Annotated in this window: 19 protein-coding genes; 10 read left to right on the top strand and 9 right to left on the bottom strand. The window is 46.1% G+C overall.

Annotated features, from left to right (window positions below):
* The first annotated feature begins 22 nt into the window (after positions 1–22).
* The 8 genes from FTT75_RS06375 to FTT75_RS06410 all read left to right on the top strand — a co-directional run bounded on the left by FTT75_RS06375 (position 23) and on the right by FTT75_RS06410 (position 5,766).
* A complete protein-coding gene (locus FTT75_RS06375; RefSeq protein ID WP_005268184.1) occupies positions 23–712 on the top strand; it encodes an FKBP-type peptidyl-prolyl cis-trans isomerase in 690 nt (229 codons plus the stop codon).
* Between the two features lie 163 nt (positions 713–875).
* Positions 876–1,610: a dienelactone hydrolase family protein gene (locus FTT75_RS06380; RefSeq protein ID WP_005268187.1), complete on the top strand. Its 735-nt coding sequence runs from the start codon at positions 876–878 to the stop codon at positions 1,608–1,610.
* Positions 1,611–1,704: 94 nt separating this feature from the next.
* Positions 1,705–2,064, top strand: a complete 360-nt coding sequence (locus FTT75_RS06385) for an HIT family protein (RefSeq protein ID WP_005268188.1) — start codon at positions 1,705–1,707, stop codon at positions 2,062–2,064.
* A gap of 161 nt (positions 2,065–2,225) precedes the next feature.
* Positions 2,226–3,254: an A/G-specific adenine glycosylase gene (gene mutY, locus FTT75_RS06390; RefSeq protein WP_180186111.1), complete on the top strand. Its 1,029-nt coding sequence runs from the start codon at positions 2,226–2,228 to the stop codon at positions 3,252–3,254.
* A gap of 69 nt (positions 3,255–3,323) precedes the next feature.
* Positions 3,324–3,866 carry a M23 family metallopeptidase gene (locus FTT75_RS06395; protein WP_180186112.1) on the top strand — a complete coding sequence of 181 codons (543 nt, stop codon included), beginning with the start codon at positions 3,324–3,326 and terminating at the stop codon, positions 3,864–3,866.
* Between the two features lie 15 nt (positions 3,867–3,881).
* Complete coding sequence (locus tag FTT75_RS06400) at positions 3,882–4,127, top strand: hypothetical protein (protein WP_074383759.1); 246 nt, start codon at positions 3,882–3,884, stop codon at positions 4,125–4,127.
* A 24-nt stretch (positions 4,128–4,151) separates the two neighbouring features.
* A complete protein-coding gene (locus FTT75_RS06405) occupies positions 4,152–4,733 on the top strand; it encodes a DNA-3-methyladenine glycosylase I (protein WP_100357662.1) in 582 nt (193 codons plus the stop codon).
* A gap of 4 nt (positions 4,734–4,737) precedes the next feature.
* The gene (locus FTT75_RS06410) at positions 4,738–5,766 is read left to right on the top strand and encodes an NAD(P)-dependent alcohol dehydrogenase (RefSeq protein WP_180186113.1); all 1,029 of its coding nucleotides are present in this window, start codon (positions 4,738–4,740) and stop codon (positions 5,764–5,766) included.
* Positions 5,767–5,816: 50 nt separating this feature from the next.
* Here the strand turns inward: FTT75_RS06410 and FTT75_RS06415 are convergent, their stop codons facing one another.
* The 9 genes from FTT75_RS06415 to FTT75_RS06455 all read right to left on the bottom strand — a co-directional run bounded on the left by FTT75_RS06415 (position 5,817) and on the right by FTT75_RS06455 (position 15,115).
* A complete protein-coding gene (locus FTT75_RS06415; protein ID WP_005094773.1) occupies positions 5,817–6,461 on the bottom strand; it encodes an START domain-containing protein in 645 nt (214 codons plus the stop codon).
* Between the two features lie 58 nt (positions 6,462–6,519).
* On the bottom strand, positions 6,520–7,341 hold the full coding sequence (dapB, locus tag FTT75_RS06420; protein WP_180186114.1) for a 4-hydroxy-tetrahydrodipicolinate reductase: 822 nt from the start codon (positions 7,339–7,341) through the stop codon (positions 6,520–6,522).
* A 350-nt stretch (positions 7,342–7,691) separates the two neighbouring features.
* Positions 7,692–7,889, bottom strand: coding sequence for a hypothetical protein (locus FTT75_RS06425; protein WP_004728908.1), 198 nt, complete (start codon positions 7,887–7,889; stop codon positions 7,692–7,694).
* Between the two features lie 70 nt (positions 7,890–7,959).
* The gene (locus FTT75_RS06430) at positions 7,960–8,187 is read right to left on the bottom strand and encodes a hypothetical protein (RefSeq protein ID WP_004647679.1); all 228 of its coding nucleotides are present in this window, start codon (positions 8,185–8,187) and stop codon (positions 7,960–7,962) included.
* Between the two features lie 111 nt (positions 8,188–8,298).
* Positions 8,299–8,514, bottom strand: a complete 216-nt coding sequence (locus tag FTT75_RS06435; protein ID WP_004280856.1) for a cold-shock protein — start codon at positions 8,512–8,514, stop codon at positions 8,299–8,301.
* A 626-nt stretch (positions 8,515–9,140) separates the two neighbouring features.
* A complete protein-coding gene (gene dnaJ / locus FTT75_RS06440) occupies positions 9,141–10,259 on the bottom strand; it encodes a molecular chaperone DnaJ (RefSeq protein ID WP_005094779.1) in 1,119 nt (372 codons plus the stop codon).
* Positions 10,260–10,363: 104 nt separating this feature from the next.
* A complete protein-coding gene (locus FTT75_RS06445; RefSeq protein ID WP_180085948.1) occupies positions 10,364–10,741 on the bottom strand; it encodes a hypothetical protein in 378 nt (125 codons plus the stop codon).
* A gap of 130 nt (positions 10,742–10,871) precedes the next feature.
* Positions 10,872–14,009, bottom strand: a complete 3,138-nt coding sequence (locus FTT75_RS06450; protein WP_180186115.1) for an efflux RND transporter permease subunit — start codon at positions 14,007–14,009, stop codon at positions 10,872–10,874.
* 2 nt (positions 14,010–14,011) lie between these two features.
* A complete protein-coding gene (locus FTT75_RS06455) occupies positions 14,012–15,115 on the bottom strand; it encodes an efflux RND transporter periplasmic adaptor subunit (protein WP_180186116.1) in 1,104 nt (367 codons plus the stop codon).
* A gap of 147 nt (positions 15,116–15,262) precedes the next feature.
* On the opposite strand from FTT75_RS06455, the gene FTT75_RS06460 reads away from it, so the two are divergent.
* Both FTT75_RS06460 and ppc read left to right on the top strand, forming a co-directional pair.
* Positions 15,263–15,886: a TetR/AcrR family transcriptional regulator gene (locus FTT75_RS06460; protein ID WP_100329647.1), complete on the top strand. Its 624-nt coding sequence runs from the start codon at positions 15,263–15,265 to the stop codon at positions 15,884–15,886.
* A 150-nt stretch (positions 15,887–16,036) separates the two neighbouring features.
* Positions 16,037–18,721, top strand: coding sequence for a phosphoenolpyruvate carboxylase (gene ppc, locus FTT75_RS06465; protein ID WP_180083564.1), 2,685 nt, complete (start codon positions 16,037–16,039; stop codon positions 18,719–18,721).
* Positions 18,722–18,794: the final 73 nt, after the last annotated feature.

Consider the following 18,794-nt stretch of genomic DNA (forward strand, 5'->3'; position numbering starts at 1 on the left):
CTCCTTTATTTTGAGAATAAATATGAAAATACAAATAAGCTTGATGGTTTTACTGCTAAGTTCTGGCAATCTGCTTGCCAAAGATGTGACCAATAAAAGCCCGGAAGCTGAACAGGTCGGTTATAGCTTTGGTTATCTGATGGGAAAAAGTAATGCCGACTCTTTGCAAGGGATTGATCTGGATGCTTTCAGTGCCGGTTTAAAAGCTGCTGCTGCCGGAAAACAATCCACTTTAACTGAAGAAGACATGGCTCGAGTGCTGACCCAGTTTAAACGTCAAAGTGAAGCCAAAGAGCTGATTGAATTAAAACAAAAAGCTGAAGAAAATACCAAAATCGGTCAGGCTTTTCTGACAGAAAATGCCAAAAAAGCAGGGATAAAAACGACTAAATCTGGCCTGCAATATCAGATTCTTCAGCAAGGCAAAGGCAAATCGCCAAAAGCCGATAGCAATGTCCGCGTACATTATGAAGGCCGTTTGATTGATGGTACGGTTTTTGATAGTTCAATTGCCCGCAATCAGCCTGTGGTCTTCCGTACCACCCAAGTGATTACCGGTTGGACTGAAGGCCTGCAACTGATGAAAGAAGGTGCCAAATACCGCTTCTTCATTCCTGCAGAACTGGCCTATGGACAAATTGGTTCAGGTGATGTGATTGAGCCAAACAGTACCTTAATTTTTGATGTGGAATTACTGGAAATTATGAAGTAATCAATACTGTTTTTTTAAATACTCAATCAGAGAGGCGCGATAGCGGCCTCTCTTTTTTATATGGATGAAGCATAATTAATCGAATGTTTTCATGTCACATTCAGATCAGTTTTGCTATGTTATATGTTAATTAAACGGTTCAACAAGAATAGAGGACGTCAGCATGGCAGCAATCAAGACCCGTGAAATTCATTATACTGCGCCGGATGGTAGCGTATTGATTGGCTATTTTGCCGCTCCAGAAACAGATGCACCCCTTGCAGGTGTGCTGGTCGCACCAGAATGGTGGGGTCGTAATGAATATACCGAACAGCGCGCTCGCGAACTTGCAGAACATGGCTATGCGGCCTTGGCGATTGACATGTATGGTGACAAAAAAGTGACCACCCATTCTGATCAGGCCTACCAGTGGATGATGCAGACCTTTGAAGATCCGGACACCATCGTTGATCGTGCGACAGCAGCTTTAAATACCTTGGCAGCACAGGATGAAGTCAATGCAGAGAAACTTGCTGCCATCGGTTTTTGCTACGGCGGTAAAGTAGTGCTGGATCTGGCGCGTGCCAATGCCCCTTTAAAAGCAGTGACCACCTTCCACGGGACACTTACTGCCAAAGCACCGGCTCAAGAAGGTCAGGTTCAGGCCGAAATACTAGTCTTGCACGGTGAGCTAGACAGCATGGTCACCTTAGATGATGTCGCCAGTTTCCGTGAAGAAATGCATGCGGCCAACGTCGAGCATGAGGTGATTGTCTTTGAAGATGCCAAACATGGCTTTAGCAACCCGCTCGCCGACGAACGGGCCAAAGCCAATGGCGTGGATCTTGGTTACAATGCTGAAGCGGAACAAAAAAGCTTGGCGGCGATGTATGCCTTATTGGAACGTCATTTGGCTTAAATAGATATAAGTGCTCGACTTGAAATCAAGCTGAGCACTTTAAAGAATCATTGAAGAAAAGAACGATAAATCCTACCAGAGGAGAATGCTGACTATGGCTGAAACCAACTGCCCTTACTGTAACTATGACGAATATGATGTCATTGCCAAAAATGATTATGGTGTAGTGCTGCCTGAACCGAATTCATTATCCGAAGGTCACTGTGTAGTGATTCCACTCCGGCATGTGGCTTCATTTTTTGAAGTGACGGACAAAGAACGTAAAAGCCTAATGTCTTTGCTCGAACAGGCACGTAATGAGCTCAATTTACGTTACCAGCCCGCCGGTTTCCATGTCGGTTTTATTGATGGTGAGGTATTTCAGGAAAAGGTCGAACATCTGCATATTCATATTATTCCGCGCTATAAAGACAAAGTATTGAAGCTGGATGAACGCTGGGGGATTAGCGACTAAATCTTTGCTGTTTTAAAATAAATGCTCTTCGGAGCATTTATTGTTTGTGTTATTAAGCTGATATTCATACACACTACTCGCGCAGTTTTTATCTACTTTTCACATTTCAGACCTGCCGATTCCGCTATAATGGCTGCTGCTTATTCGGTTGCTATTTATCCATGTTTGTATTTTCAGATGCCCTGTTAGAATGGTTTGATGTGCATGGTCGTCATGACTTGCCCTGGCAGGTGACAGATGATCCCTACAAAGTCTGGGTCTCTGAAATCATGTTGCAACAAACCCAGGTCAAAACTGTGCTGCAATATTATGAACGCTTTATCCAGCGTTTTCCCACTGTACAGGACTTGGGTCATGCCTCTTGGGATGAGGTCGCGCCGTACTGGGCAGGACTGGGCTATTATGCCCGTGCCCGTAACCTGCACAAAGCTGCCGGCATGGTGACAGCACAACAGCAGTTTCCACAAACACTGGAACAATGGATTGCCTTGCCGGGGATCGGCCGTTCCACCGCTGGTGCCTTAATGTCACTGGGTTTACGCCAATACGGCGTGATCATGGATGGCAATGTCAAACGGGTGTTGTCGCGTTTCTTCGCAATTGAAGATGATCTGTCCAAACCGGTGCATGAACGTGCTTTATGGCAACTGGCTGAAGAATTATGTCCGGTCGAACGTAATCATGATTATACCCAGGCGATTATGGATCTCGGGGCTACAGTCTGTACCCCGAAAAAACCACTGTGCCTATATTGTCCGATGCAGCAACATTGCAAAGCGCATCAGCAAGGTCTGGAAAATGAATTACCATTCAAGAAAGCCAAAAAACCGGTGCCAGTGCGCTCAGCACAAGTATTATTAATTCAGTCCGGTGAAGAATGGCTCTGGCAACAACGACCGAACAGTGGCCTGTGGGGCGGACTCTGGTGCTTGCCAATTATTGAAAATGCCCATGAATTCGAACAGCAATGTCAGCAGCTTGGCCTAAAAAATATCCTCAAAAAAGTCCAGATCAGCCACAGTTTCACCCACTTCACCTGGCAGCTTGAAGCAACCGTTTTCGCAGTGGATCAGGATCAGCAGGAACATCTGGCAATTGAACTGCAAGGCAACTGGATGCGTCCAGAGACAGCCATTGATTGCGGTCTGCCGACAGCAATGAAAAAATTGATCTCTGCCGTTAACCTATGACATAGTCTGGACAAAGCATCATATCGATCAGCTCAGAATGAGCATTGCCAATATTTAAGGATGAATAACGTGCGCCAATACCTTGCTTTGACCTGGGTGGCTTTGATTGCCATATTACTGACCGCCTGTAGCAGTACGCCAAAACAACCTTCTTCTGCACAGTTAAATCCGCTACTGGTACAAAAAATGCAAAATAAGCGAATGCCTTCTTCACTGCCCATCCCGGTGGCACGTGTACAAGCACGTGAATTACAGGATACCTGGGGTGCTTCGCGCAGTCACGGACGTTTGCATGAGGGCATTGATATCATGGCTCCACGTGGAACCAAAGTCTTTAGTGCCACAGAAGGTCTGATTGCAGATTTACGCAATAACAATTTGGGTGGTAAAGTAGTCTGGATTCTGGGTCCGGGCGGCTCCTGGCATTATTATGCGCATCTGGATGGACATAAACGCGGCCTGAAAGTAGGTGATGCTGTCAAAAAAGGCCAACTCATCGGCTATGTCGGCAATAGCGGTAATGCCCGACATACTGCACCACATCTGCATTATGGTATTTATTTACAGGGCAAGGGGCGCGGTGTGGTCAACCCCTACCCCTATTTACGTTAATTTTAGGATATTTACATGTCAGAAACGTTGATCAACCGTCTGGTAGAATTTGCTGAATCAGGCAATCAACAAAAAATCGTACTGAATGGTCAAAGCTATCAGGGCTGGGTGATGGAAATTACCGAAGATGCGCTGCTGATCAGTACCGGTTATGCCGACAAAAGTGGTAAAGACATGTGGATTCAATTTAGCGATCTGGATCAGGCTGAACTGTCTTACTGGGATAATCAGCAAGATCAATGGGCTGTGTTTAAATTATAAAACTATAAAAATAAGGAGCATGGCATGACTCTGCAACGCTGTGGCTGGTGCTCCAATGATCCGCTGTATATCACCTATCATGATCAGGAATGGGGACAAGCCCTGCTGGATGAAAATCGCCTGTTTGAAATGCTGTGTCTGGAAGGACAGCAGGCCGGTCTAGCCTGGATTACCGTACTCAGAAAACGTGAAGCGTATCGTGAACATTTTTTTCAATATTCCATTCAGTCGATTGCAGCACTTACAGATCAACAACTCGAACTCAAGCTTAAGGATGCTCGCCTGATCCGTCATCGTGGCAAGCTGCATGCCATTCGCGAGAATGCCCAAGCATGGCTCAGGCTGCAACAGCAAGACATCAATTTAGGGCAATGGCTCTGGTCTTTTGCCCAGCAACCACGACTGAATAATGATGTTGCGGATTATCGTCAGGCACCCGCACAAACCATTGAGAGCCAGATCATGTCAAAAGCCTTAAAAAAGGCCGGTTTTAAATTTGTTGGACCCACCATTTGCTATGCCTTTATGCAGGCCGTCGGTATGGTCGATGATCACGAAAATCATTGTCACTTTAAAACAATATCCTCCCATTCAAATAAGAGCTGAATTTATGTCGAATAATATTATCCACGCTTATGCTGCAATGTCAGCAGGTGCTGCACTCGAACCCTATCAATTCGATGCTGGTGAACTACAGCCACATCAGGTCGAAGTCAAAGTAGAATACTGTGGCCTGTGTCATTCTGATATTTCAGTCCTCAATAATGACTGGGGTTCATCCGTTTATCCGGTCGTGGCTGGACACGAGATTATCGGCATCATCATGCAACTGGGTGGCGAAGCCAAAGGCCTGAAAGTGGGACAACGGGTTGGCATTGGCTGGACTGCGGAAAGCTGCCAGTATTGCGATCCGTGTATTTCAGGTCAGCAGGTACTCTGTACTGGCGGCCAAGTGGCGACTATTGTCGGACATGCCGGTGGTTTCGCCGACAAGGTCCGTGCTGGCTGGCAATGGGTCATTCCTCTGCCTGAAGATCTGGATCCTGAAAGTGCCGGCCCTCTGCTCTGTGGCGGGATTACCGTATTTGATCCAATCCTGAAACATCAGATTCAGGCTATTCATCATGTTGGCGTGATCGGGATTGGGGGTCTGGGTCATATCGCAATTAAACTGCTCAAAGCTTGGGGCTGTGAGATTACGGCTTTCACATCAAATCTGGACAAGACCGATGAGCTGAAAGCCATGGGCGCAGATCATGTGGTGAATAGTCGTGATGTTGCTGCCCTAAAGGCACAGCGTGGCAAGTTCGATTTATTGCTGAGTACGGTCAATGTCACCTTGAACTGGCAGGCTTATCTGGCCACTCTGGCACCGAACGGTACAGTACATATGCTCGGTCTCCCTTTAGAACCGATGCAGATTCCGGCGGGCATGCTGATTGGTGGTGCCAAGTCAGTTACTGGTTCACCAACCGGTTCGCCGGCGGCACTGCGTCAGTTACTCCAATTTGCCGCACGTAAAAACATTGCGCCACAAATTGAAGTCTTCCCGATGTCACAGCTGAATCAGGCCATTGAACATCTGCATTCCGGTAAAGCGCGTTACCGGATTGTACTTAAAGCGGATTTTGAAGCTTAAACTCTGACTGTTTCAATCTGTCAAAAAGACCCAGCAATTGGGTCTTTTTTTTATTGCAATACTTCCGGCAAAACTGCAAGGCCTGCAGGCTTGGCCAGCTCTGCTTTCATCTTTTGTAGCATCTGATAAGGCTGTTGCTGCACGAACATATTTACAAAAGTTAAGGGAATCGAGCCTTCCGGATTGGCATAACCATAAGTTGAAACCTTGACCTGATTATTGGCCAGCTTTTGAAAAGTCCAATCCCCCTGATAATCGGTCAAACGCACATAATTCGGATTTAAGGGATAACCGGTCTGAATGGCTTTATTCTTGATACTAATCTGTCCATTGGCTTGCTTGATCATCTTGCCCTGTACAATCAGGTCGCGGTCTTTTAAGGGAAATGGAAAATCCAGCACCATATACAAGGTAAATTCGCCTTTTTTATCATCACGTGATAAGACCTTGATGCTGCCCATATAAGGCACCCATTGCACGGCATGCTCGATATCCAGAATCAGCGACACGGCATTTTCAATTGGTGCATGGTAGGTAGTTTCTGCCTTATATAGAAAGACCGGATTCTGCTGATCCTGATAGGTCCAGACCTTGATATTATTTTTATCAATACTCAGTTTGGGCGTATGTAGCGGCTTTGCCTGCGCAATGGTGCCAAGCACCACTGCACAGAGCAGGAAGATCATTTTTTGCATTTTATTATTCGTCTTATTTTCGTTTTAGATCTTTTTTATAAATGATTTTGACTGGATTTTAAACCTGAATATCGTTAAAACCCAGCACGTCTTTCATGTCATATTTACGTGCATCACGGCCGACCACCCAGGCAGCAGCACGTACTGCACCGCTGGCAAAGTTCATGCGGTTGGTGGCTTTATGGGTAATTTCCACACGTTCACCATCAGCAATAAACATGGCGGTATGTTCACCGACGATATCACCACCACGAATGGTCTGGAAACCAATGCTTTGACGCTCACGCGGACCAGTATGACCTTCACGGCAATACACTGCATCTTCTTTTAAGTCACGACCCAAAGTTTCCGCAATCGCCTCACCCCACATCAAAGCTGTACCCGATGGCGCATCTACTTTATGACGGTGATGTGCTTCAATCACTTCGATATCAACCGTATCACCAAAAACTTTAGAGGCCAGTTCAAGTAGTTTGATCGAGACGTTCACACCCACTGAATAGTTTGCTGCATAAACTACAGGAGTTTCTGTCGCAGATTGATCGAGATAGGCTTTTTGCTCGTCATTCATACCCGTCGTACCAATCACGATGGCAACACCGGCTTCACGGCAGATTTTCAGATGATTGACGGTCGCTGCTGGCGCAGTGAAATCAATCACGACATCACAGTCTTTGACTACATCGGTAAGGCTACCCACGACCTTAACACCTGTTGCGCCAATTCCGGCAAGTTCGCCAGCATCTGCGCCTAATAGTGTACTTTCAGGGCGTTCTACCGCAGCCGCCAATTGATAACCTGCTTCATGCACAGCCTGAATAAGGATACGCCCCATACGACCGCCTGCACCCAAGATCCCAATGCGTGGTGTAGCTGACATAACATAGTCCTGATGTTGATCCAAAATTGCTCTTACTATAGCAAAACTGCGGAATAACACTAAGATGCATTGCATAAAAATCAATGAAAATACTCAAAGATCGAAATCACTGATATTGATAAGAGTTTCAATCCGGTCTTTGGAATTATGGGCTAGATCTCATCCAGGTCGTCGGATATGGATCAATAGCACGCATGAACCTAACCCTCTTCAAAAAGCAGCTTTCAAATCAGATGAAGAACATTCAAGCTTCGGGGGCAGATTAGGATCGTCTAGAGTTTTTATTGTCTTTCAATTCAGCTCAGCTTATCTCTCACTGAAGCGATGAACCTAAGTCACTTAGGAATGATCTATACGATTTTGAAAATTTTTCCACTTAAGGTACTTTGAAAGCACATTTCAAAACTGGGACGAATATCTTCACCATCTACAGTGATATGTTTTATATTGGAATGAGATTGTGTTTTAGAAAAATGATGATCGACTGTTGCTTGAATAGCCTGTTGAGCCCCAAACTGATCCTTTACACTGATACTTTGTTTAAGCATATCTATACCTTTAATAATAGTTAAAGTGGCAAAATATCCACTAAAAATTTGATGTTTGTTAATTTTATCTTTAAATAACTTTATGATTTAGCTTAAATAATTGATTTAGAGAAGTATAGAATGTACGACCATCTAAGTTTAAATCTACCTCAACTCCAGAGGAAAGAAGAACTCTTTTACCCACTTCAATTCTTTTTAAACCCTGACGTGTATTTTGCATTTTATTGAGAGGAATTAACGAAACAATAATTTCAGTACCATTTTTAGATTTTGCAATTAAATCATTTATTTTTAACAACTTGAATCCTGTTTTTCTAAAGATTTTTCCAATTTGGAAAATAACTTAAAATTAAATTTTGAACGATAAAAAAAGCACTTATTAAGTGCTTTTTTTACTGTTTATTCTTGCTTAGATAGCAACAATATTTACAGCATTCGGTCCTTTTTGACCTTGAGCTACACTGAATTCAACCAGTTGGCCTTCCATTAAGGTTTTAAAACCTGAACTCGCAATTTCGCTGAAATGAGCAAAAACATCTGGACCTGATTCTTGTTGAATAAAACCAAAACCTTTAGTTTCGTTGAACCACTTTACAGTACCTTTAACAACATTTGAGTTTGACATAATATATCCTACTAATTTTTTAATAATTTTTAGTCAATTTATTGACTGAATATAACTTTGAAATAATAAAGAATGAGACTTAAAATCTGAAAAAAACGAAGGATTATGACTAAAACTGCGATACTTAAAGAAGATTTACCGAAACAAGACTTTTTTCTAGTTAAGTTAACTATACACGAAAAATTTAATTAATCAAGTTTTCTTATATATATATTTATTTTATTTATTAAAAAATGAAATTTTAAAAATTTATAGTGATTTCAACAAGATTAAGCTTTCATTGTCATGATAATAAAATAAGAGTATTCTGCTGTACTGGTAAATTTGATAAGTAATGAATGCGATTATATAGCTCGGTAATAACAATATTGGCCTTTTTAATTTCGGCAATGATGCTTTTTTCTCACTTACAAAATATCTATCACCCTCCAAATTTGGACTCATACTTTCTATTTAGATAGTCAAATATAAAAACAGAAACCGCTTTTTAGGCGGTTTTTATGTTTAAGCGATACCTATCAAACAATAAGATAACTATCAACTAATAAATAGCATCTTCTAATCTAGAGTATCTTATCTACATAATAAAAAAGGACGCCGCAGCGTCCTTTTTTACTTTCACTCAATTAATCAAACAAACGATCAAAGAATGATTTTTTCTTTGGTGAGGATTTGCTGTCTTCCCCATCCATGGTTTCTTGCAGTTCTTTTAACAGTTCACGTTGACGTGCACTTAAGTTCACTGGAGTTTCCACCACAATACGGCACAGCAAGTCACCTTGCATGCTGGTACGTACCGGTTTAACACCCTTACCACGTAAGCGGAACAGTTTACCCGTTTGCGTACCTTCAGGAATTTTCAAGCTAACACGGCCATCCAGCGTAGGAATCTGAACTTCCTTACCTAAGGCTGCATCAGCAATCGATACCGGCACATCCATATACAGGTCAGCGCCATCACGCTGGAAGATTTCGTGCTCACGCACCACCACTTCTACGTACAAGTCACCTGACTGACCATCACGGATCGCTTCACCCTTACCGGTCAAGCGTACGCGGTCGCCATTGTCCACACCCGCAGGAATAGTGACTTCCAGAGTTTGCTGACGATCCGACACACCCGAACCATGACATTTATTACATGGGTTCTTGATGATCTTGCCCTGACCACGACAGGTGCTACAGGTTTGCTGTACCGAGAAGAAACCTTGCTGCATACGCACTTGACCGGCACCATGACAGGTACGGCAGGTTTCCACATCATTTGGATTTTTTGAACCCTTACCATCACAGGCATCACACGGTGCCGGTGCAGTAAAGGTAATAGTTTTCTTGACGCCTTTGACCGCTTCTTCCAGGGTCAGTTCCATCACATAGCGTAAGTCAGAACCACGGCGTGCACGTTGCTGGCCACGACCACCGCCGCCACCAAAAGCGCCACCGAAAATATCACCGAACTGGCTAAAAATATCTTCTGCGCTGAAACCACCGCCGAAGCCGCCACCACCGCCCATACCACCTTCAAAGGCCTGATGGCCCATACGGTCGTACATGCTGCGCTTTTCACCATCAGAGAGCACTTCATAGGCTTCTGCTGCTTCTTTGAATTTATCTTCAGCTTCAGCATTGTCCGGGTTACGGTCTGGATGATATTTCATCGCCAACTTACGGTAGGCTTTTTTGATTTCATCATCACTAGCGGTTTTAGCGACGCCCAAAACCTCATAATAATCACGTTTAGCCATGTCTGGCGATGCTCCTCACGGAATTTTGTTTAATATTCAACTGAGGTCTGAAATTGGGGTCAAACCGAGTTTTACAAGGGGAAATATGAAAAAAATTATACGCTTTAGAACACAGCTTTATTTTGAGAGAATTTATAGATACCTTTAAACCAGGCATTGATCAGGAAAATAAAGGCAATAAAGCTGAAAATCACCCCGGTCACCACACAGGCTTTGACCCATAACTGGCTGTCCCAGGCAAAGAAAAACAGCGGAATAAACCACAGCGCAGCAAAGAGCGCCAAAATGGTATAAATCACGATATTTCGCATGATCCACAAGGCCTGTGCTTGTAACCAGACTTCGGCATAATCGACTTGTGTCACTTTACGGGCCAACCAGTAGGCAAAAAGTCCACTAAATAGCGTAAATAAGGCCAAAAACATGAAGACATAAGCCATCGCTACGGAACGTCGCATCTTGGTTAATGTAGTTTGAGTCATGTTGGTTTAACCTCATTACCGGATTGGCAGTTCGGCCAATGCAGTAGTTACTTATTTTTTTAAATTATAAAAATCTCAGCTGCTACTATATTGAAAATTTCAATATTTCGCACCTGAAATTATGACAATTTTAAACAGAATTTAAACTTTTTTTCACTTTAAACCATTGTGCATATAAGGCAGGCAGGAAAAACAGGGTCAGAAGTGTTGCCACAATTAAACCGCCCATAATGGCCACTGCCATCGGCCCGAAAAAAATACTGCGAGACAAGGGAATCATGGCTAAAACTGCGGCCAATGCGGTCAAGACAATCGGGCGACAACGGCGGACTGTGGCATTGATAATGGCATCCCATGGGGATTCTCCGGCCTGAATATCCTGCTCGATCTGGTCAATCAGAATCAGGGAATTTCGCATGATCATTCCAGAAAGCGCAATCGTCCCGAGCATGGCCACAAAACCGAAAGGTTTATTGAAAAGTAATAGGAATAACACCACCCCGATAATGCCTAAAGGTGCGGTCAGGAATACAATAAAGGCCCGTGAGATGCTCTTGAGCTGAATCATTAACAGGGTCATCACTACCGCCAGGAATAAAGGCATGCCAGCATTGACCGAGTTCTGTCCACGCGCGGATTCTTCGACCGTGCCGCCGACTTCCAGCAGATAGCCATTCGGCAACTCAGCTCGAAGTTGGTGCAGTGAATCGTGTAATTCATTCACCACAGTGGCCGGCTGTAAGGCCGTGCGAATATCGGCACGCACTGTGATGGTCGGTAAACGATTCCGATGCCAGATCAAGCCTTCTTCAAAGCTATATTCAATGTTGGCAAGCTGTGCCAACGGTACCGAAGTACCACGTGACGTCGGTATCGCCAGACTGCTTAAAGAAGCGACATCAACGCGTTCAGCCTGCGCACCACGTAAACGGATTTCAATCAGTTCACGCTTTTCCCGATACTGATCAATGCCGGCCCCCAAAATCGAGCTGTTCAGCATATTGGCCAGTTCGCTGCTAGTCACGCCCAACTGACGGGCACGATCCTGATCGATCTCCAGTTTGATGACTTTGCTCGGCTCACCCCAGTCCAGATGTACATTGGTGGTATTCGGATTATCGCCCACGGTTGCGGCGACTTTCTGCGCCCATTCACGAACCAGTCCCAGATCTTCACCAGAGACCCGGAACTGCAATGGATAACCGACTGGAGGGCCATTTTCCAGCAGGGACACCCGGGTACGGACTTCCGGTAATAACAGCCGAATCTGGTCACTCAAGGATTGACGGATTTCGTTACGATCTTCCAAAGAGGATGCCAGCACCACAAACTGGGCAAAACTGGTTTGCGGCAGCTGCTGATCCAGCGGTAAATAGAAACGCGGAGAACCAATTCCGACATAGGCCACATAGTTATCAATGCCCTGCTGTTTCGACAAAAAGGCTTCAACTTTTTTCACCGCAGCTTCGGTGGCTTTCAGAGAGGCGCCTTCTTCAAGTTTGAGATCCACCAGAATTTCAGCCCGATTCGAGGGCGGGAAAAATTGCTGTGGCACCAGCTTAAACATTAAAATGGAGAGAATAAAAATTCCTACCGTTGCTGTAATCACGGTCTTACGATAGGTCACACAGGTATTTACCCAACGGCGAAAACCTTGATAAAACCGGGTTTGATAAGGGTCATGCTGTTCGCCGGCATGATGTACGACCGGCTGAGGTTCGGGCTGCTTGCGCAAACGCGCCCAAAGGCGCTGATACCACGGCGCTTTTTGTATCAAGTCTTTGTTGAAATTGGGCAGCAGTTTATCGCCCAGATAAGGCACAAATAACACTGCGGCAATCCAGGACATCAACAGTGCAATCGTGACCACCTGAAAAATAGAACGGGTATATTCACCGGTACTCGATGCTGCTGTGGCAATCGGTAAAAATCCGGCGGCGGTAATCAGGGTGCCGGTCAGCATTGGAAAGGCGGTGGTTTTCCAGGTAAAGCCTGCCGCTTCAAGCCGGCTATAGCCCTGCTCCATTTTAATCGCCATCATTTCAATGGCAATAATGGCATCATCGACCAGAAGACCAAGTGCCAGAATCAGGGCACCCAAGGAAATTTTATGCAGGCCGACATCAAATAAATGCATGCCGGCAAAGGTCATGGCCAATACTAGCGGAATCGAAAAGGCCACCACCAGTCCGGTACGAAAACCCAGCGAGAAGAAACTGACCAGCAGCACAATAATTACTGCCTCTGCCAGCACTTTCATAAATTCGTTAATGCTGCGTTTGACTGCCACTGGCTGATCGGAGACTTTTTGCAGCTCCATGCCAAGGGGCAAGGTTTTTTGCAGACGGGCAAATTCCTGTTCCAGATGTTTGCCCAGTGCCAGAATATCGCCGCCTTTGCGCATGGACACGGCAATACCAATGCCATTTTCAGCCATAAAACGCATCCGGGGTTGGGCCGGATCACTAAAGCCACGATAGATCTCAGCGACATCTCCCAGCTGAATGGTTTTGCCATTTATCAAAAGTGGCAGTTGCTGTAATTCTTCAATACTGTTTAAGGCACCGCTGACCCGAACCTGAATCCGGTCTGAGCCGGTTTCAAAAAAACCGGCATGGGTCATGGCATTTTGCTGCTGCAAAGCCTGCTGAATGGCGCTGACTGGAACTCCGAGCTGGATGGCTTTGGTGTTGGAAATCTCAATCCAGATTTTCTGGTCTTGCAGGCCGATTAAATCGACTTTGGCGACATCTTTGACCCGTTGCAGTTGTAGCTGCAAACGGTCGGCGTATTCCTTGAGGGTCGCATAATCGAAGTCTTTGCCTTTGAGCACATAGATATTGCCAAAGGTATCGCCGAATTCATCATTAAAGAATGGGCCTTGTACTCCTTGCGGCAATTCATGCCGGATATCGCTGACTTTCTTGCGCACGTTATACCAGACATCGGCCACATCTTTCGAAGCCAGAGAATCCTTGGCAATAAAGGTCACCATGGATTCACCCGGACGCGAATAGGCCATGATGCGGTCATATTGCCCCGTGGTCATCAGTTCCTTTTCAATCCGATCCGTGACCTGTAAGGACACTTCTTTGGCACTGGCACCCGGCCAGTAGGTCTGAATGACCATCACTTTAAAGGTAAAAGGCGGATCTTCACTTTGCGACAGCTGGGAATAGGACACGATGCCAATCAGCCCGAGCAGGATCATAAAATACAGTACTAGGCCCTTATTCTTTAAAGCCCATTCCGACAGGTTAAAGTTCATATTTAACTCCCTGCCTGAACGGTCACAGGACGGTTTTCACGATTAATCGGATTGATTTTTTGCTGGTCACGCAGCAAATGTACGCCGCCAATCACCACATAATCTTCCGCTTTCAGGCCACTGAGTACCGGTACGTTATCGCGACCATAAGCCCCTAAAGTCACCGGGACTTTGTGTACAGTATGATCCGGCTTGACCAGCATCACATAGGCTTGTTGATCTGTGGCTGAGACACTGGACAGCGGTACACTGAGTCTATTGTCCCGGCTGTGCTGAAAAAACACCCGGGCACTTTGTCCGAGCTGGATCTGAGCATTGCCTTCGCGCAGTGAGACTTTGACCCGGAAGGTACGGGACTGATCCGCAGCTGGTGATATTTCACGGACAAAGGCACTAAATTTTTCTTCAGGTTTGGACCATAAAGTCACCGTGGCAGGCTGTCCGACCTTGACCTCTGAAATGGCCTGTTCCGGCACGCCAATCACCACTTCACGCTCACCGGAAATGGCTAACTCATATACCGCTTGCCCGGCTGCGACCACCTGACCCGTTTCGATATTGCGTGCCGTGATCACGCCATTTTTAGTGGCAATCAGCTGGTTATAAGTGGTCTGGTTTTTGGCAGTATCATAATTGGATTGCGCCTGTTTCAGACTCGACTGTGCAGCTTTATATTGATTATCGATGGCATCATATTGCGAGCGACTCACGGCATTGACCGGTAACAGCTGCTTGAAGCGCTGTAGTTCATCCTGAGTAATTTTACTGGCAGATTGCGCATTTTCCAGCTGGGCACGTGCCGCATTCAGCTGCAACTGGGCATCTTTTACATCCAGTGTGGCCAGCACCTGTCCGACTTTGACTTGGTCCCCGACATCAACGAAACGCTGGGTCACCTGTCCCGCTACCCGAAAGGCCAGTGCTGTTTGCTGACGCGCCTGCACATCGCCGGCATAACTTTTCAGTTCATGCTGTGAAGTGCTTGGTGTGGTCACCATGACAAAGGGAATTTCCTGTTCTGCGGCGATTGTATCTTTACTGCATCCATTTAAGGTCACACTGCAAAGCATCATCATGCCAGCCAACACGCTGTAAATCCTGCTCATCTTATTCGCTCTTATCTGATCATCTTTTTTCGGGCAAACTATGCTGATATATTAAATTGCTTGTTTTTTAATTAATATACCACCCGGTACACTAATTACAACAGAACCCTCAAGCAATGACCAAGTTGACTTTTTTTGGAAGAAATTGTGCAAATACCTGTAGGACGACCGAAAGATCTGGAGAAGCGCCAACGCATCCTGAGCGCGGCCAAAGCGCTATTTTTAGCGCATGGTTATCATGCCTCCAGCATGAACCAGATTGCCCGTGAAGCCGGGGTGAGCAAACTGACGGTCTATAACCATTTTCAGGACAAGGCGACGCTGTTCAGCTGTGCCATTGAAGATACCTGTGAAGCCATTCTGCATGAGCATCCGCAGGTCTTGCAGCCAAGCAGTGACTTTGCTCAGGAATTTTATCGGGCCTGTTTACGCGCTTTGAATATTATTAGCCTGCCTGAAGCCATCAAACTGGACCTATTACTCATGGAGCTGGCCTCGCAGCAAAGCCCGCTGGCAGAGCAGTTTTATCAGGCCTCGCATGCCAAACTGGAGGCGGTCTGGCATGATTTCTTTGCGCTGGCGCAGCACTACCAGTTTATTCAGGTCGATCGACCCGAGAAACAGACCGAACTGATCGTGTCCCTATTGACCGGAACACGTCATCAAAAAATCCTGCTCGGACTTACAGCTCCGCCCTCCAGTACAGAACAGCAGCAGATCATTAGTCAGGCGATTGAATTGTTTATGCTGAAATATGCCATTGCTGATTAAATTCCTTCTGATCGCTTGAGTGCTGGCGACAGGATACTGGCTAAAACTTGCTAAAAAACCTGCAAAATATCTGCAACTTTTGTCTGTAAAGGACTTGGATTGTCCTACAGTCGCGGTATAGTCAAAGCAAGCATTTAAGGGAATATAAAAATGATTCAACAAATTGATGCACCACTACGCGAAGACGTACGCTTACTGGGTAATTTGCTGGGGGAAACCTTAAAATTACATGCGGGGCAGGATTTGTTTAATCAGATTGAGCAGATTCGTGCTTTATCTAAAGGCGCACGTGATGGACAGGTCGAAGCAGAAAAACAGCTAGAACAATTATTTTTGAGCCTGGAAGATGCGGAAATCCTGCCTCTAACCCGTGCCTTTACCCATTTTTTGAACTTTGCCAATATTGCCGAACAATATCATGTGGTGCGTCGTCGCCGTCAAAGCGAATTCGATGACACGGCAGAATCCCCTAATCCTCTGGTACCGTTATTTGAAAAATTTAAACAGCAGGAGATTTCTGCCGACACGCTGTACCAGCAAATCTGTGAATTAAAAATTGAACTGGTACTGACCGCGCATCCGACAGAAGTCAGCCGCCGCACCCTGATCCAGAAATATGATGGTATCAATAATGCCCTGTCCAAATTCGACCAGCAGAAACTCACGCCGCGTGAACGTCAGGCGGTGTTGGCAGATCTGAAACAGCTGATTAGCTCGGCCTGGCAAACCGATGAAATCCGTCAGCATCGCCCGACCCCGATCGATGAAGCCAAATGGGGCTTTACTACCATTGAACAGACCTTGTGGAATGCGGTTCCGAAATTTATCCGGGAATTAAATGGCATGGTCGAACAACAATGCGGCCAGAACTTGCCCTTAGATATTGCACCGGTACGTTTTGCTTCCTGGATGGGCGGTGACCGCGATGGCAACCCGAATGTTACCCATAATGTGACGCAAGAAGTGTTATGGCTGTCACGCTGGAAAGCTGCCGATCTGTATTTACGCGATATTGAGAACCTGCGCTGGGAACTCTCCATTCAGCAATGTAGTACGGAAATCTCCGAGGCATTGGGTCTGGATCATCCGGAACCCTACCGTGAATATTTACGTGACACCCGTAGCCGCCTGAAAGCGACCCGACACTGGCTGGCAGAAAAATTAAAGGGCAATGATGCCGATGATAGTTTAGTCATTAAAAGTAAAGATGAGCTATTACAGCCACTATTGACCTGCTATCGCTCCTTAATGCACTGCAATCTGGCCGAAATTGCCAATGGCAGCCTGCTGGACTTTATTTACCGGGTCAACAGCTTTGGAATTGAGTTACTGAAACTGGATATTCGTCAGGAATCAGGACGTCACCGTCAGGCGATCTCGGCGATTACCGAATATTTAGGGCTGGGAAATTTTGAAACCTGGACCGAACAGGCACGTCAAAACTTTTTACTGCAAGAATTGCAAAGCAAACGTCCCTTGCTCCCAAAACATCTGAATGAACCAGCCGGCAGTCTGATTCAGCACCCGGATGTACAGGAAGTCTTTGCCACCATGCGCACCCTGGCAGAACAGCCAAGTGAGTCTCTGGGTGCCTATATTATTTCCATGGCGGAATATCCAAGTGATGTGCTGGCGGTATTGCTTCTACAAAAAGAAGCGGGTATCAAGCACGCATTACGAGTGGTACCGCTGTTTGAAACCCTCAAAGATCTGGACGGCGCAGCCGAGACCATGTCGACCCTGTTCAATATGCATTGGTATAAACAGCATATTCAGGGCAAGCATGAAGTGATGATTGGCTATTCGGATTCAGCCAAGGACGCCGGTTTTATGTCGGCCAACTGGGCGCAGTACCGTGCCCAGGAAGAACTGACGACGATTGCCCAGCAACATGGCGTTCAGCTGACCCTGTTCCATGGCCGGGGCGGTTCGATCAGCCGTGGCGGTGCGCCAACCCAGCAAGCCTTGTTCTCACAGCCACCGGGGTCGATTTCAGGCACGATTCGGGTGACTGAACAGGGCGAAATGATCCGCTTTAAATTCGGACTGGAAGAGATTGCCCTGCAGAATCTGGAAATTTATACCGCTGCGACCTTAGAAGCGACCTTGCTCCCGCCACCCGAGCCGAAACAGGAATGGCGCGACTTGATGCATCAAATGACCGAACTCTCGGTTCAGGTCTATCGCCAGACCGTGCGGGAAAACCCGCATTTTGTCAAATACCTGCGCACTGTCACTCCTGAACTTGAACTGCAAATGCTGCCGCTGGGGTCACGGCCGGCGAAACGTAAAGTCAGTGGCGGGATTGAGTCCTTGCGTGCGATTCCGTGGGTATTTGCCTGGACCCAGATTCGTCTGATGTTACCTGCCTGGCTGGGTACCGGTGCCGCGCTGAATAAAGTACTGGATCAGGGGCAACGGGCGGTACTCGATGAGATGCTGGCAGAGTGGCCATATTTTCAGACCCTGATTGATATGCTGGAAATGGTGCTATCCAAAGCCGATGCACATGTGGCCTTGTACTATGAATCACATCTGACCCAAGATGAAGATCTCAAAGTACTCGGCACAGAGCTGCGCCAGCGTTTGCAAGATGCTGTACAGACCTTACTGACGTTAAAGGGTGAATCCAAATTGCTCAGCAGCAACGGCGTCCTGGATCAATCCATGAAAGTCCGTAAACCGTATTTGTTGCCACTACATTTGCTGCAAGCCGAGCTGATGAAACGTCGCCGTCTCTATCTGCAACAGCAGCAAGCTGAAAATACCCCGGTCGATCATGCCTTAATGGTCAGCATTGCCGGCATTGCAGCCGGTTTACGTAATACCGGCTGATTTTTCGCCCTCGCATTCAAAGCACATCCTGGTGATGTGCTTTTTTTGTACATGAATTGGCCAAAACCACTCA

This window comes from Acinetobacter sp. YH01008, from assembly GCF_013420435.1.
Classification (GTDB): Bacteria; Pseudomonadota; Gammaproteobacteria; order Pseudomonadales; family Moraxellaceae; genus Acinetobacter; species Acinetobacter pseudolwoffii.